Source organism: Herbaspirillum sp. Her4 (genome assembly GCF_057961335.1).
The window spans coordinates 172,989-189,638 of sequence record NZ_CM176330.1 but is presented as its reverse complement, the minus strand read 5'-3'; the positions used below and the strand labels follow the sequence as shown (position 1 = coordinate 189,638).

Annotated in this window: 11 protein-coding genes; all 11 read left to right on the top strand. The window is 58.3% G+C overall.

Annotation, left to right across the window (positions count from 1 at the left end; genetic code table 11):
• The first annotated feature begins 41 nt into the window (after positions 1-41).
• Positions 42-542, top strand: a complete 501-nt coding sequence (tssB, locus tag ACWFUC_RS00840) for a type VI secretion system contractile sheath small subunit (RefSeq protein WP_034330819.1) — start codon at positions 42-44, stop codon at positions 540-542.
• 11 nt (positions 543-553) lie between these two features.
• Positions 554-2,047 carry a type VI secretion system contractile sheath large subunit gene (gene tssC, locus ACWFUC_RS00835; protein WP_034330820.1) on the top strand — a complete coding sequence of 498 codons (1,494 nt, stop codon included), beginning with the start codon at positions 554-556 and terminating at the stop codon, positions 2,045-2,047.
• Positions 2,048-2,081: 34 nt separating this feature from the next.
• Positions 2,082-2,573, top strand: coding sequence for an Hcp family type VI secretion system effector (locus ACWFUC_RS00830; RefSeq protein ID WP_034330822.1), 492 nt, complete (start codon positions 2,082-2,084; stop codon positions 2,571-2,573).
• A gap of 190 nt (positions 2,574-2,763) precedes the next feature.
• Positions 2,764-3,252, top strand: a complete 489-nt coding sequence (tssE, locus tag ACWFUC_RS00825) for a type VI secretion system baseplate subunit TssE (RefSeq protein WP_134223451.1) — start codon at positions 2,764-2,766, stop codon at positions 3,250-3,252.
• Positions 3,253-5,097, top strand: a complete 1,845-nt coding sequence (tssF, locus tag ACWFUC_RS00820; RefSeq protein WP_489623849.1) for a type VI secretion system baseplate subunit TssF — start codon at positions 3,253-3,255, stop codon at positions 5,095-5,097.
• Positions 5,061-6,149, top strand: coding sequence for a type VI secretion system baseplate subunit TssG (tssG, locus tag ACWFUC_RS00815; protein WP_489623848.1), 1,089 nt, complete (start codon positions 5,061-5,063; stop codon positions 6,147-6,149). The genes tssF and tssG overlap by 37 nt, the downstream gene beginning before the upstream one ends.
• Positions 6,150-6,221: 72 nt before the next feature.
• Positions 6,222-8,897 carry a type VI secretion system ATPase TssH gene (gene tssH, locus ACWFUC_RS00810; RefSeq protein WP_489623847.1) on the top strand — a complete coding sequence of 892 codons (2,676 nt, stop codon included), beginning with the start codon at positions 6,222-6,224 and terminating at the stop codon, positions 8,895-8,897.
• A 96-nt stretch (positions 8,898-8,993) separates the two neighbouring features.
• The gene (locus tag ACWFUC_RS00805) at positions 8,994-11,894 is read left to right on the top strand and encodes a type VI secretion system Vgr family protein (RefSeq protein ID WP_489623846.1); all 2,901 of its coding nucleotides are present in this window, start codon (positions 8,994-8,996) and stop codon (positions 11,892-11,894) included.
• A gap of 12 nt (positions 11,895-11,906) precedes the next feature.
• Positions 11,907-12,857: a DUF4123 domain-containing protein gene (locus ACWFUC_RS00800; protein WP_489623845.1), complete on the top strand. Its 951-nt coding sequence runs from the start codon at positions 11,907-11,909 to the stop codon at positions 12,855-12,857.
• Complete coding sequence (locus tag ACWFUC_RS00795; RefSeq protein ID WP_489623844.1) at positions 12,857-15,721, top strand: T6SS effector BTH_I2691 family protein; 2,865 nt, start codon at positions 12,857-12,859, stop codon at positions 15,719-15,721. Before ACWFUC_RS00800 ends, ACWFUC_RS00795 begins: the two co-directional genes overlap by 1 nt.
• A complete protein-coding gene (locus ACWFUC_RS00790; RefSeq protein ID WP_489623843.1) occupies positions 15,721-16,458 on the top strand; it encodes a putative type VI secretion system effector in 738 nt (245 codons plus the stop codon). Before ACWFUC_RS00795 ends, ACWFUC_RS00790 begins: the two co-directional genes overlap by 1 nt.
• Positions 16,459-16,650: the final 192 nt, after the last annotated feature.

The window sequence follows — 16,650 nt, the reverse complement described above, 5'->3', positions numbered from 1 at the left end:
AGGCGAATGGGGCGTTCACTCAATACAGCAGCGGAGCAAACATGGCCAAAAGAGAAAGCATCCAGAAAAAACTGCAGAAAGTGCGTCCCCCGCGCGTGCAGATGACGTATGACGTCGAGATCGGTGACGCCATCGAGAAGAAGGAACTGGCCTTCGTCACCGGTGTGGTCGGTGATTTTGGCGGCAACTCGGAGGTGCCGCAGCCGCGCCTGAAGGATCGCAAGTTCATCAACATCGATCCCGACAATTTCGACGAAGTCATGAAGGGCATCGAGCCGCGCGCGGTTTATCGCGTCTCCAATGAGCTCTCCGACAAAGGCGGGGAATTCGCGGTGGAACTGAAGTTCCGCTCGATGGAAGACTTCCGTCCCGAGTCCGTGGTGCAGCAGGTCGAGCCGCTGCGCAAGCTGCTGGAAGCACGCACCAAGCTGGCCGATCTGCGCAACAAGATCGCCGGCAACGACAAGCTGGAAGACATCCTCAGCGACGTGCTCAACAGCACCGAGAAGCTGGCCGAACTCAGCAAGCAAACCAACAAGTAAAAGAGATTCCCATGTCCGCTCAAGCCAATACCGAAGCTGCCGCAAGTGCTGCGCCTGCCGCTGCCGCCAGCACTCTTCTGGATGACATCGTCGAACAAAGCAAGGTCGCCAAGTCCTCTTCCGAGCATGACCGCGCCAAGGATCTGATCACCGAACTGGTCAGCCAGGTCATGGAAGGGACGGTGGTCGTCTCCGACAACCTGTCGGCGACCCTGGATGCCCGCATTGCCGAACTGGATCATCTGATCTCGAATCAGGTCAGCGCCATCATGCATGCCCCCGAATTCCAGAAGCTCGAAGGCAGCTGGACAGGCCTGAACTACCTGGTGCGCAACACCACCGTTGGCGAGAATCAGAAGATCAAGATCCTCAACGCCACCAAGAAGGAACTGGTCAAGGACTTCAACTCGGCCCTGGAATTCGACCAGAGCGCCATGTTCAAGAAGGTATATGAAGAAGAATTCGGTACCTTCGGTGGCGCGCCTTTCGGTGCCTTGCTGGGCGATTACGAAATCACGCGCCAGCCTGAAGATATGTACTTCATCGAGCAGATGTCGCGCATCGCCGCTGCGTCGCACGCTCCCTTCATCACCGCCGCATCGCCTGAGCTGTTCGGCCTGGAGAGCTATGCCGACCTGGGCAAGCCACGCGACCTGTCCAAGGTCTTCGACACGGTGGAATACGCCAAGTGGAAGTCCTTCCGCGAATCCGAGGATTCGCGCTATGTCGGCCTGACCCTGCCGCGCTTCCTCGGCCGTCTGCCATTTAATCCCAAGGATGGCACCACCGTTGAAGGCTTCAACTTCGTCGAGGATGTGGATGGCACCGACCACTCCAAATACCTGTGGTGCAATGCTGCCTATGCCTTCGGCAGCAAACTGACCAAGGCTTTCGAGGACTTCGGCTGGTGCGCGGCCATTCGCGGCGTGGAAGGTGGTGGCCTGGTCGAGGACCTGCCCACCCACACCTTCAAGACGGATGAAGGCGAAGTCGCCCTCAAGTGCCCCACCGAGATCGCCATCACCGACCGTCGCGAGAAAGAACTGTCGGATCTGGGCTTCATCTCGCTGGTCCACTGCAAGAACACGGATTACGCCGCCTTCTTCGGTGCCCAGTCCGCTCAGAAGCCCAAGAAGTACAACACGGATGCGGCCAATGCCAACGCGGTCCTGTCCTCGCAGTTGCAATATATCTTTGCCGTCTCGCGTATCGCTCACTACATGAAGTCGATGATGCGGGACAAGATCGGCAGCTTTGCTGCCGCTTCAAACGTCGAAGACTTCCTCAATCGCTGGATCGCGCAATACGTGCTGCTGGATGACAACGCCACGCAGGAAGCAAAAGCGCAATTCCCGCTGCGCGAAGCTTCGGTACAGGTGTCGGAAGTGCCAGGACGGCCAGGCGTTTATCGCGCCGTGTCGTTCTTGCGTCCGCATTTTCAGTTGGATGAACTGTCCGTGTCGCTCCGGCTGGTTGCGGAGCTGCCGCAGGCAGGTAAATCTTAACTATTTTTCCTCCCTCATGTTTACAGGATAAGTTATGGCAATTGACGTCTATCTGCAAATCGACGGCATCAAGGGTGAATCCACTGATGACCTGCACAAGGATTGGATCGAGTGCAAGACCGTTGACTGGGAAGTCCTGCAGCCGAAATCGGCAACCGCATCGACTGGTGGTGGCCACACCGCCGAGCGCTGCGAGCACAAGGACATCGTGTTCACCAAGGTGGCTGACCTGGCTTCGCCGCTGCTGCTGCAAAACTCTTCCTCGGGCAAGACCATCCCGAAGGCCAAGTTCGAATTCATGCGCGCCGATGGCAAGGGCGAGCGCGTCCGCTATTTCGAAATCGAACTGACCAACGTCATGATCAGCAGCGTCGCTCCCTCCATCGAGTCGGGCGAGATCCTGAACGAAGTGGTCGGCCTGAAGTACTCCACCGTCAAGTGGAAGTACACCCAGCAGAAGAAGGATGGCGGGACCGCCGGCAATACCTCGGGCGGTTGGGATCTGTCGACCAACAAGGTCATCTGAGGCAACCTTGCACTGAACGGATGAGCTGTCGGCAAAAGAACAGCCATTCATGAAGCGTATGACGTCCGCCGGTCCTCCGGCGGACTTCCGCTTTCAACACCGTGTGATTCACTATCAAGATCGTTGATTGGTCGGCCAGGCCAGTCGATTCACCCACCCGATAATTCGATCACCAGACGGGGGAAAGCATATGAAAGGCTTCGCGCCCAGCCTGTTTGACAAGCTGATGAATGATGGACCGCGTTCCTCCTTCAGCCCTGTCGTCAGCCGCCTTTCCATAGAAGAACTCAAGGATGCCGTCGCACGCGATCTGGAAGCGATGCTCAACACGCGCTCCGTCGTGCCCGAGGAATTGCTGCAGCAATATCCCGAATGCAGCACCTCCATCATCGCCTATGGTCTCAATGATTTTGCCGGGATGAGCCTGGCCAGCCTGGATGACCGCACGGCCATCTGCCATTCCCTGGAAGAAGCCATCTCCCGGCACGAGCCACGATTGCGCAACGTCAAGGCCACGCTGGAGATCCAGGAAGGTTCGATCAACCGCCTCAATTTCGCCATCAGTGCCTTGCTCGTGGTCAATGCGGCGCGCGAGACCGTCAATTTTGACGCCGTCCTGCAGCCGTCCACCCTGCAATATTCGATCAGCAAGTCGCGAACCACGCGCATAGGAGTCTAAGTGCAAGAGCTGCTTCCCTATTACGAGCGCGAGCTGAGCTTCCTGCGGCGCTATTCCCGCGAGTTCTCCGAGCGCTATCCCAAGATCGCAGGCAGCCTGTTGATGGCCGGCGAGATCTGTGAGGATCCACATATCGAGCGCATGATCCAGTCCTATGCGCTGCTCAACGCGCGGGTCTCCAAGCGGCTTGATGACGACTACCCCGAATTCACCGAGGCCTTGTTCGAGGTCCTCTATCCGCATTACCTGCGACCTTTCCCCTCCTGCTCGATCGCGCGCATGGACTCTGCAGCCTCGGCTGCGCAGCTGACCAACGCCACCGTCATCCCGCGCGGGACGGCGCTCTCCACGCGGCCGGTGAAGGGCGTGATCTGCCGGTTCCAGAGCGCTTACGATGTGCCGGTCGCGCCCATCCGGTTAGCGCAAGCGGTCTTTTCTCCCATCATCGATGCCCCCGAGGCAGTGGTACTGCCGACTTCGGTGACATCCTCCCTGTCCATCACCATCGAGACCACCACCGAGCAGGTGACCTTGTCCAAGCTGGGCCTGGCCTCGCTGCGCGTCTTCATTGATGGCGAGGCCTCGTTCTGCGCCGCCCTGCGTGACAGCCTCTTCATGCGCAGCACGGCTGCCTGGGTCGAGCTGCCGCGCAGCGGCCGCTGGACCGGGCTGCGCAAGGTCCCGCTGGCCGAGGTGGGGTTCGCTGAAGAGGACGCGCTGATCGACTTCCCGTCGCAATCGCATCCGGCTTATCGCTTGCTGACCGAGTATTTTGCCTTCCCCGAGAAATTCAATTTCTTCGACATCGATCTGTCGGCCATTCTCGCCGTCCTGCCGGCCGGGACCAAAAGCTTCACCTTGCACCTGGGCCTGTCCGGCTTGCGCGCCGATTCGCACATCGCCCGCCAGCTTGGCGGCGTCAGCGCGGCCAATCTGCTGCTGGGCTGCACACCGGTCATCAACCTGTTCAGCCAGCGGGGCGATCCGATCCGCCTGACGCATGCGGGTGCCTCCTACCCGGTCCTGCCCGACGGGCGTCGTGCCTTCGGTTACGAGGTCTACTCGATTGATTCGGTCCAGCTGGTGCGCCAGACGCCGCAAGGCGAATCGATCACGCGTTTCCGCCCCTTCTATTCCCTGCGCCACGGCCAGGCACCGGAGAGTGATGGTCACTACTGGGCCATGCGCCGTGACGAATTGGTTGCCCTGAAGAGCCCCGGATATGAAACGGAGATCTCGATCGTCGATATCGATTTCGATCCGGCCAAGGTCGAGACCGATACCCTGAGCATCGAACTGACCTGCACCAACCGCGACCTGCCTGCCTTGCTGACCTACGGCCTGCCGGGCGGAGACTTGAGTCTGGAAGGTGGCGGCGTGATCCGCACCGCCGCCTTGTTGCGCAAACCGACGTTGCCGTCGCGCTTCGAGCGCGGACGCGGCGCGCAATGGCGTCTGATCTCGCATCTCTCGCTGAATCACCTCTCGCTCATGCGGGGTGGGCTGGAAGCCTTCCAGGAGATGCTCACGCTTTACGACCAATCCAATTCACCCATTTCGCAACGCCAGATCAGTGCCATCGCCGCCATCGATCACAAAGCCACCACCGCATGGTTGCCGGGCAATCCGTTCGCCAGCCTGGTGCGCGGCATCGAGGTCAAGCTGACCGTGGATGAAGATGGTTTCGTCGGCAGCGGCTTGCACGCCTTCGCCGGCGTGATCGATCGCTTCATGGGTTTGTACGTCCACGCCAACAGCTTTTCGCAGTTGACCGTGATATCCAAAAGAACCGGGGAGGAACTGCTCAAATGCAGGCCACGCAGCGGAGATTTGAGCCTAGCGTGATCGAGCGGCTGTTCGCCGCTCCTCACCGCTTCCAGTTTTTCCAGGCCGTGCGCATGATCGAACTCTGGTTCAAGCGCAACGGGGTGCCGCATGAACGTGCGCTCAGTGATTTCCTGCGCTTTGCCAATCGCACCGTACTCGGCTTTCCTGCCAGTGAAATCGAGGGGATTGAGACCTATCCGCCGCGCGAAGATGAGACTGTCTCCGTCGCTGACATGGAACAGGCACTGCGCAGCGGGCAGATGAAGTATGTGCGGCTGACGCCGACCTTCATGGGCTTCCTGGGCGGCAGCGGTTCGCTTCCTGCGCATTACACCGAGCGCATCGCCCGTCACCAGATCGAGCAGCGAGATGAAGGTCCGCGTGCTTTCCTGGATGCCTTTTCCACGCGTTCGCTCGCCCTGTTCTATCAGGCGTGGAGCAAGTACCGGCTGGCCTTTCAATACGAAGCCGGCCGCCGCGATACCTTCCTGCCGTTGCTGTTGTCCTTGTCCGGGCTCGGTTTCCGTTCATTGCGCGAGCGCCTGCAGGATATCGAGGGCAACGGTGTCCGCGACGAATCCCTGGCGCACTTCGCGGGGGCCTTCCGTCACCGTCCCGCCTCGGCACCCTACATGCAGAAGGTATTGGGCGAGTATTTCTCGGTGCCGTTGCAGATCGAGCAGTTCGTCGGCTACTGGTACAAGGTGCCGCGCGAACACCAGACCATGCTGGGTTCGACCAATTCGGCCCTCGGCACGGCCATGGCCGGCGAGCGGGTCTGGCAGCGCGACCTGCGCATGCGTCTGCGCATCGGCCCGCTGGCGATGAAGGATTTCGAGCAGTTCCTGCCAGGGAAGAAGGCCTCCCTGGCCTTGGCGCGCATGTTGGGCATGTTCACCGGATCGACGCTCGAATATGAAGTGCAGCTGGTGCTGCGTGCGCAGGATGTCCGCGGGATGGCGCTTGCGGGCACAAATGAAGGAGGACGCCTGGGCTGGGACACCTTCATCGCCACCGCGCCCGAAACAAGGGACCGTGCCGATATCCGCTATGAAATTGCCGTTCAGTGATGTGAAAGAAAACCACAAAAACCAAGATGGCCGCCAAGGCTGTCGCCACTCAAAGCAGGAAGGAAACGCAGCATGGGCATCAACCTGAAATCCCTGATCAGCAAACTCAACGAGTCCGCGCGCCTGGCCACGGAACGCGCAGCCACGCTGTGCATGTCGCGCGGCCAGTATGAAGTGGACTTGGAACACCTGTTCCTGGCCCTGCTGGAGCAGCCGCAGTCCGATTTTTGCCTGATCGCGCGACGTAGCGGCATCAGTCTCGACAGTCTGCAGGCTGATCTCGAACGCGAAATCGGCACCTTCAAGAACGGCAATACCCGGACCCCGGTGCTGTCTCCTCATTTGCAAACCTTGTTCGAACATGGCTGGCTGATCGCTTCGCTGGACAGCGGCAATCCCGCCATCCGCAGCGGCCACCTGCTGCTGGCGCTGCTGACCCAGAGCGAGCTGTCGCAACTGGCCTATCGCGGTTCCAAGCTGTTTGCCAAATTCAAGGTCGACGAACTGAAGCATGACCTGCACAAGCTCACCGAAGGTTCGGTGGAAGCGCCCGCGATGGCAGATGCCGGCGGCAAGCCGGGTGAAGAGGACAGCGCAGGCGGCGATCCCGTGGGCGAATTGCAGCAGCGCGCTGCCAGCAAGACCCCGGCGCTGGACCAGTACACCACCCAGCTGACCCAGCGCGCCCGTGACGGCAAGATCGACCCGGTCATCGGACGTGACGCCGAGATCCGCCAGGCGGTCGACATCCTGCTGCGCCGCCGCCAGAACAATCCCATCCTGACCGGCGAGGCCGGCGTGGGCAAGACCGCCGTGGTGGAGGGCCTGGCCCTGCGCATCGCCCAGGGCGATGTGCCGCAGCCCTTGCAAGGCGTGGAGATCCATACGCTGGACATGGGCCTGCTGCAGGCCGGTGCCAGCGTCAAGGGCGAGTTCGAGAATCGCCTCAAGAACGTGATCGACGAGGTCAAGAAAAGCCCGCATCCCATCATTCTCTTCATCGACGAGGCGCACACCATGATCGGTGCCGGTGGCCAGGCCGGACAGAACGACGCCGCCAACCTCCTCAAGCCCGCCCTGGCACGTGGCGAGTTGCGCACCATCGCCGCCACGACCTGGAGCGAGTACAAGAAGTATTTTGAGAAGGATGCCGCATTGGCCCGCCGCTTCCAGGTCATCAAGGTCGAGGAGCCGACCGAGGAAGTGGCATGCGCCATGCTGCGGGCAATGGCACCGCTCATGGAAAAGCACTTTGGCGTGCGCGTGTATGACGAAGCGATCACCGAAGCCGTGCGCCTGTCGCATCGCTACATCAGCGGCCGTCAGCTGCCGGACAAGGCCATCAGCGTGCTCGATACTGCCTGCGCCAAGGTGGCGCTGGGACAGAATGCCACGCCGGCGCTGCTGGAAGGCGTCACGCGGCGCATCGAGCGTCTGGATGCCGAGATCGGCGCACTGCGGCGCGAGAGCGCCAGCGGCTCCGAGCATCAGGCACGATTGGCCGAATTGCAGGCACAACACGCCGCGGCCCTGGCTGAACAGGCCGATCTGCAGACTCGCTGGGAGCAGGAGCGTGGCTTGAATGAGCGCATCCAGCAGGCGCGTGCCGCCCTGGAAGACGCCAACAAGGAAGGTAGCAACACCGGTGATGCCGATGCTGCGCGCGCCGAACTGAAGCAGTTGCTGGATGAGTTGAAGCAGCATCAGGGCGAGACCCCGATGGTGCCGGTCCAGGTGGATGGCCATGTGGTGGCCGAGATTGTGGCCGGTTGGACCGGCATCCCGCTGGGCAAGATGGTCAAGGATGAGATCAAGATCGTGCTGGGCCTGGACGCCTTGCTGCGCGAGCGCGTGCTCGGGCAGCCGCAGGCGACCTCTGCTGTCGCGCAACGCGTACGTACCTCGCGCGCCAATCTGGATGATCCGGGCAAGCCCAAGGGCGTGTTCCTGTTCGTCGGACCGTCCGGCGTCGGCAAGACCGAGACTGCGCTGGCACTGGCCGACGTGCTGTATGGCGGCGAGCGCAAGCTGATCACCATCAACATGAGCGAATACCAGGAAGCCCATACCGTCTCCGGCCTCAAGGGCTCGCCGCCGGGTTATGTCGGCTATGGCGAGGGCGGCGTACTGACGGAGGCGGTGCGGCGCAATCCGTATAGCGTGGTGCTGCTCGACGAGGTGGAGAAGGCGCACCCGGATGTGCTGGAATTGTTCTTCCAGGTTTTCGACAAGGGCGTGATGGACGATGGCGAAGGCCGCGAGATCGACTTCAAGAACACCATCATCATCCTCACCAGCAATGTCGCTTCCTCGCAGATGATGCAGGCGTGCCTGAACAAGACTGCGGAAGAGTTGCCCACCCCGGATGAGCTCGATGCGCTGATCCGGCCCCAGCTGGTCAAGGCCTTCAAGCCGGCTTTCCTGGGGCGTCTCAAGGTCATCCCGTATTACCCGATTGCCGACGAGGTACTGGTCGAGATCATTCATCTCAAGCTGGCGCGCATCGCCAAGCGGATCGCCGGCAACCACAAGGCCGAGTTCAGCTACGACAAGGCGCTGGTCGAAGCCGTGCTCGCGCGCTGCACCGAGGTTGATTCCGGCGCGCGCAATGTGGACAACATCCTCAACGGCAGCCTCTTGCCGGAGATCGCCGAAAGCGTATTGGCGCGCATGGCCGAAGGGCAGGGCATCAGCCGCATCAAGGTCTCGGCCAGCAAGAAGGGCGATTTCAAGTACACCATCCAGTAATCTTCACGAAGCGGTCAAGATCATGACGTGTTCCTCTCCACTCTTTCACCCGGCAGCGCCTGCTGCTGAGCTTGTCCGATCAACGGCGGGGCAATCATGATTGCCTCGGCCATCGCCGCCCTGGCGGGGGCGTGGAATCAATCCACGCGGGTGATGCGGCTGTACATGGCCGCAGGAGCGGAGCTGGGCGCGGAGACGCTGATGGCCGAGAAATTGCAGGCCGTCGAGCAGATCAGTGCGTTCCAGGAGGAGCGCGGTGCGATGGATGGCAAGGCGGACATCGCCGGTTATCGCCTGCAGCTCTCCTGCCTCAGCCTGAACGCCGGCATTTCCCTGCGCAAGCTGCTGGGGCAGCCGGTGCTGGTTGAGCTGGATACCGATGGTGCGCCGCGTGCCTTCCATGGCCACGTCACCGACTGCCGGATGGAAGGGGCGAATGGCGGCATGGCGCGTTACGTGCTGACCATTGAGCCGTGGCTGGCCTTCCTGCAGCATCGGCGCGACAGTGCAGTATTCCAGGACATGACGGTGCCGGACATCATCGAATCCGTCTTCCGTGACTACCAGGGACAAGGCAAGCTGCAGCCCGCCTGGCGACTGGACTTGCAGGATGCCTCGGTCTACCCCAGGCGCAGTCTGGCGACGCAGTACCAGGAGACCGATCTCGCTTTCGTCGAACGCCTGCTGGCCGAGGAAGGCCTGTTCTACTACATCGAGCACACCGGCGACCCGAGCAGCGCCAGCCTGGGAACGCACACTGTGGTCATCGCTGACCACAACGGCAGCTTCAAGCCCAATGCACGTGACCAGATCGCCTTCAGCCAGCCGGGAGCGGTGATGTCGCAGGACAGTATTGACCGCTGGCGCAGCGTGCGCCGCTGGCAGAGCAATGCGGTGGAGATCCTGACCTGGGACTACCGCCAGGCCGCAGTACGGGAGGCCAGCAGCATGAGCAGTACCGGTGGCGATGATGCCCACGGCAGCCAGGGCGAAAAACCGGGCGGTCTGGTATTGACCCTGCGCGATGCGCCCGGCGTCTACGCCAACGAGAACCGTGCGCAGGCCGAACGCCAGGCGCGCAATCACATGCAGGCCATCGAGGCGCGCAATGAAATCTTCACCGGCACGGGCACGGTGCGCAGTCTCAGGCCCGCGACCAGCTTTACCCTCACTGGTCACTACGACCATATCGGTGGCGCGGATGACGAGTTCGCGCTGCTGCGGGTGGTTCACCAGGCGCACAACAATCTGAACGCGGATCTCAAGGCGGAGGCGATGCGTCTGCTGGGCGAAGCCGTACTGGACGAGGGCGCTGGTGCTGGGAGTCTGCTCGATGCCGCCTTGGGGCCTGCGCGCGGCGATGCGCGGCCGGTTTACCGCAATCGTTTCGAGGCGATCCGCAACAAGATTCCGTATCGTCCCCTGCTGACGGATGCTGAGGGCAAGCGTCTGCACCCCAAGCCGGTGGCGAGCGGCCAGCAGACGGCGGTGGTGGTCGGCGCACAGGGACAAGCGGTCCACACTGACCGCGACAACCGTATCCGCGTGCAATTCCACTGGCAGCGCGGCGAGCGCAGCCACAGCGGCTTGAGTTCTCCGGCACCGGAAGGTCACGTTGGCGCGCCAGCCAATGAACAATCTGGCACCTGGGTTCGGGTGCTGGCGGGTATTGCGCCGACGGCGGGCGCCAATTGGGGTGGCCAGGCGGTGCCGCGCGTGGGGCAGGAAGTCCTGATCGACTTCATCGAAGGCGACATCGACCGTCCGGTGGCCATCGGCACGCTGTACAACGGTCGCGGGCAGGACAATGCCCAGGGCAACCAGGCCGGGCAGGGTGCAGGTGCGGCCACCGGCAATGCACCGGCGTGGTTCCCTGGCGATACGGACGGGCACCAGCATGCGGCGGTGCTCTCAGGTATCAAGACACAGGCATTGGGTGCCAGCCAGAGCGGCGGTGGCGCGTACAACCAATTGGTGTTTGACGATACCCCCGGCCAGTCGCGCGCCTCGCTGCAGCAGCATGCGGATGGCCATGACGGTGCCAGCGAACTGAATCTTGGTCTGCTGCGCCAGCAGACTGACAATCAGCGCTTGACCAACACTGGTCAGGGCTTCGAGCTGAAGACCCGCTACAGTGCGGCCGTGCGCGGCGGTCAGGGATTGCTGCTGTCGACGGAGAAGAGTTCGGGGGCGCAGCTGGATGTGCGGGGTGCGCTTTCGCAGCTGGCGGACAGCGTCGATAAGCAGAAGCAATTGGCGGAGACCGCCCAGAAGCACAATGCCAAATTCGAGGGCGAGACGGAAGCAGGCAAGTTGCCCGCGGTGGAATCGCTGGCGGAGTCGGTCGAGGTGCTCAAGGCGAGTGCCACGGCTTCATCGGGCAATGGCAGCGGTGATGAGGGCAGCGAAGCAAGCACAACTGGCGCGACCGCCTTCAGCGCTCCGCAGTTGCAGCTCTCCAGTCCGGCCGGCATCGCGGCGGCAACACCGGCCAGCGCGATTCTGGCAGCCGGGGTGACCAGCAGCGTCACGGCGGGCAAGGACATCAACCAGATTGCCCAGGGCCATCTGCATCATCTGGCCAAGGCAGGGATCAGTCTTTTCACTTACGGCAAAGTCGGTGATGCCAGCAAGCCGGTTCAGGATGCCGGCATGGCGCTGCATGCTGCATCGGGAAAGGTCAGCGTGCAGAGCCAGGCGGGAAAGACCCTGATGACGGCGGCGAAGCAGGTGACGGTGGCCAGCGTGGGGAAGGATGTGCAGATCACGGGCAAGCAGCATGTGCAGTTCAGTGCGCAGGGCGCGTGGCTGAAACTCGAGGGCGGCAACATCGAGGTGCATGGGCCGGGGGCGATGGAGTTCAGGGCTAGTGCAAAGGAGTTGACTGGGCCGCAGGGGAGTTCTTCCAGCACGGTGATGTCTATCGGGCAGATGAAGGGGTGTGCGCAGGCGAGTCAAGATGCGAGCCAAACCCTATCCGGCTATCAAATACTGTAGTCAATCGGAACTATGGAAAATGAACAAGTGGTGAATGCGGTACCCCCATGGGATGGGCATCTTAATGCACTTCATCGACTGATTTCGAAAGAAAGTAATGGTCAATGTCTGTTATGGCTCAATCCTCTTTCTCACCAAATGGATCTTGCAGGAGTTAGGAAGAAAGACTGTGTGCCGATACCTATTCGACACCCCCGTTTTGACCTTGCTTTTGCGCCGAGTCTTCTTTCACTAGATCTTCAACGCTACGAAGACTGCGAGATCTTTGCCAATAGTGTAGCCATGGCCTGGGCAGCTTGGGATTGGGAAACCCTGCAAGCATCGCGCGGGCAACCCGTGGCTGGGTGGGTAATCGGCCCCGCTGACGCCCGGGAGCTGGCTGGTTATTGGGCAAGATCCATTTGTGTACATCATGAGAGGGGACAAAGCCGACTATTACGATTCAATGATCCTTCTGTTCGTGAGTGGCTTTGGCCAACATTGACACCAGCGCAAAAAGCAACTCTCCTTGGGCCTGCCGAGGCATTGATCAGCATTGGACGGCAGCAGCAGGTGGAGATAATGAGGCGAGATTTGGCTGGTGAGAGTTCTTCACAACAAGAAATCTCGTTGCAAGAGAGCTTGGCGCTGTCGGCAACACAGTGGTATCGCTTGGAGCACTACGCAGAAATACATGCAGCTTGGATGCATTGGTTGAACGAGGGAGGAGATCGCAACCAAACACCCTCGCAAGACAGAATTTTTTCTTCATTACAAGCGGCCTCAGAAAGAGGTCTGTCGTTACCTGACGATCGGATTCTTTTCCTGTTTCACTTTTTTCAGATAGGCGAGCCCTTCTATTGTGACTCGCGTCTTGACGCGGTGTGGGAGGGTACGCGTTCAGGTAAAAGTTATTCGGAATCCATCACGGAAAAGCTCGGTCTTTCTGCGCAATTCTTGGCGCAATTTCTAATGGGTAAATAATGGGCAGCAAAAATCCTCAGAATCCTCAATGCAAGAACTGCAACAAGGAAGGACTGGCGATTCTTCCGGTCCGATATTCTGTTGTTCCCAAGAAAACAATTTCCACATTGCCTTCAGGCCTCGGTGCAAAGGTGACGGATGTCTCCATTCAACATCATCAATATGCGTTGAGAGTGCTGCGGCAGGGGTATGTATACGTCTACTACGAACGTCATCCAAGCAACGTGCTGATCAAATGGGAGACCTACGGCGTCAGTGAAGCCGGATATCTATGGAAAATGAATTCGCATCTGCACATGGCACCTGCGCCAAGCGATCCGACCTGCGCAAGATCGGGACATAATCTTCCAGCCTCGGTGATCGCAATTCCAAATCCGGAAAAGTGCGGGAAGGTCTGGATCGCTTTCTCAGACCATCCATGGAGTGGTGAAATATATAAGGAATTCCAACTGCATCCCGCTTCTCGCGCGAGAAGGATGCAGCCATTCGAGCCTGAAAAATGGCTATCTTCAGGGAAGTATCCTCATTGTCTTCCTGCGACGGAATCAGACATCCATCAGGTTCTGGAGTACGACCCATCGTTTGATCCAGCTTGGCTGAATGAATCCTCGGGTTTCAAGGGATTTACCGCCAAGAACGGTAGTGCTGGTCAAGCCAAGTTGGAGCGCGAGGTAAGTCGCTATCCGGTTCGGATGCGTAAGGGGGAAAGCGCTCAGTTGGTAAAAGTCATGAACGAAATAGGCACGAGTGGTGAGGGTCCTTCGAAGAAGCCAGCATTGATCGCCTTGTGGGATGCTATCGGCATTACCCACGAGCTCAATAATTTCTTCGCGGAACCGCTGGCATGGGCTAATCAATACCAGATCGAAAGGGAGTTCCAGATCGACGGAATGATGTCGATCGATAATCTGAAGAAACTCCTGGCCGATCACGCCACTCGTGTTCAGGCGCGTAATCGTGCTTTGTACAACAAGCTCGAAGTTCGCCCACGCAATATCGCCGAGAGGAGGGCCCGCGCCGCCAGCATGTCGGCCGACATGCAGACGCGGGAGCAGGATATCAACGACACGCTGGAATATTTGGAGAAAAATGAAATTGCTCAATCTATAGGCTACGACGACCAGTTGACGCGTGCCTATTGGGAGACTCCATCACAACGTGCGGCAACGATTGCGGGCATTCGCAGGGACGTCGAGAAGCTGGTTGTAGAGCGTGAGAAAGCGCAGGAAAGAATCGTTAATAACGAATGGGAGAAATGCCGGAAGAAGCTGGATATGCGGGCCTACAACGAGTTCAAATCCGAGTTCGAGAAATTTGAAAACAGATTGCAAAAGTTGATGGACCAACGTTACGAAGACCTGATTGCATGGTTGCAGTCGGGGCCATTTCTCGACGCCTTGACCGAATTTAGTCGGCGCGATTTGCTGGATGGAATTGCTTTCGAGAACCACGTTGGAGAGGCAATTTATGGAATCAATAGAACTGCTGCGGGTAGAGCCAAGCTGGATGCATGGATCAAAGAAATGAAGGCATCCGAAGGGAACCTCATTTGGCGCACTTTGGCAAGAAATCAGGATGATGCCATTCCCGGAGTGAATCTTGCACTGGAAGAAGCCCAACGACTGAAGAATGAAAAAGTACACGCTACCATCAGCAATGTGGCGGGCTATGTTCAAAAGACGTTAAAGGCTCTTGGAGACGTATATAAGAAAAGCGCAGGTATTGCCACGGCCAACGAGAAAGCCTTGGCGGGTACGGCTACGGCCTTTGGAGTCCCCATTCAACCGGTCCGCTTGATCAATCTAAATGGATTTGACCGATGGGCAGCGACCACGGGAGATCGAATCTTCAAGTATTTCACGGTCGCTGAAAGTCTGTCCGAAATGGCAAGCGAAAAGCTGATCCAGTACATGTTCGCTATTCGAGGAAGCATCGAACATCAGGCGGCGATTTCGCAGATAGCGAAGATGATTGAATCGGCCCAGCTTGAACGTGAGGATACGTTAGCCATATTGCGTTCGGATGGTCAATCTAAGCCAGTTGTAAAGGTCACTATGCAGTCGTCTTCCAAGGGGACTGGTACAAATCCTGAGACAAGTACCGACCACGTGAGCGTCCGGGATCAAAAAGCTGCCTGGGGAAAAGCGATCCAGGGTGAAAAGGCTCCCGTCATCTTGCGGGATACCCGAATCGGCTTTCTTGTGCTCTTCATTGAAGGTGTCAATACAATGAAGCTACTGTACGACTGCAATACAAAAAAAGACGGGAAGAGTTTTGCTTTACTGGCAGCGTCCTTCATGTCGATCGGAGCAGCGATTGCAGACATCGTTGCGACTCAATTGAAGGAGTCGCCTGGTGCGGAGAGTATCCCGTATCAGAAATTTAAGTTTGGTGGCGCGGTGTTAAGTGTCGGCGCTGGGGTTATCGGGGTGGTATTTGATGTTATCGACGCGAAAAAGAGTGTTGATCGTGGACAGCGTCCGCTCGTATATGCATACTTTGCCAAAGCAGTTTTGGGCTTGGCCAATGTTGCGATGACGATGCTCGCAACGTTCACGTACGCCGCGCCGCTGATTGGTCGTGTGACTGGATCAGTCGCGATTGCAAATGCTGCAGGGGAAGTTGGGGCAGGCGCTGCTGCACTTCTCGGTCGACGGATATTATTTATGTCTGTCGGCGTGTGGATATCTGTTCTGTCCTTCGGAGTACAAATCATCATCTGGGTAATTACCGACGATGCGCTCGAGAGCTGGTGCTCGCTATGCGTGTTCGGCACCAAGAAAGACTCGTCTGCGGCATACACTGATATTTCCCTGCAGAGAAAAGAGCTCGAGAAATCGCTTATTGAGATTGGAGTACTTTGATGGGTTCATTTTTGAAAATAGAAGTTGGTGACGATTTGCGAGTGGCGCGAGGCGTAATAAAGCGCTATGAGTGCAATCGCGCTGAAGCCAGCTTTGTTCTAACGAAAAACGACCAACGGGTTATGCAGATGTCCGCAATTGCAAATGCCTTCGCTGGGATGGGGGGAGCAGCCACTTCGCAGATGAGCAATGCATCCCATATTGAAGAGTGGGCAGATTATCTCTCCTTTGAAATCAACGATCAGCGATATCAAGGATGGGTCTGGAGAAGCCCCTTTTCTGAAGATGATGACGTAGAGGTGGTGTATCGGATGACGAGCAGCATTAACGAAGTGGTTGCCATAGCACGACCTTTAGATAGGTTAATTGCCCTCTATCCGCATTGTAGTCGTGGAGTTTCTGCACATTGGAGAGCAGTTTCAAAAGCATGGTTTATATGGGTATTTTGTTTGATTTCTTTTGTGATATTTTCCGGGCTTGGTATGTTGCTTGGATTTACAAAGGAGTTGTTTCTAGATATTTACAATTACATATTTCTGGCCTGTTTTATTTTGGTTTTTTCGGCATTCACTATCAACATGGGATTTAAATTATTGCCATTTGCGAGCGTTGCAGAACGCGTTTTTGCAGCGTTAGGGTGGGGAAATCCATCACAAATTGACTTGAAGAAGTCATCAAAAGAAAAGAAAAAAGAGGGTGATCCCGGGGAGTGCGGCACTTTCTATTTTCGATATTGACCGAGTGTTGTCGCCATCTGCATGAGATCGCGGAGCGAAGTCGGGTCTTCTTATCTGCTGGGACATGTCAACCAGATGCCTGAGCCTGCACGTAGCAAGGAACTCGCCAAGCTTCGCACGCAAGCGGATCAATTTGTGGAGAGAAGATCCTCATTCAAAGAAAAGAACGTGGAAGATGCCCGTGCTTGAGCC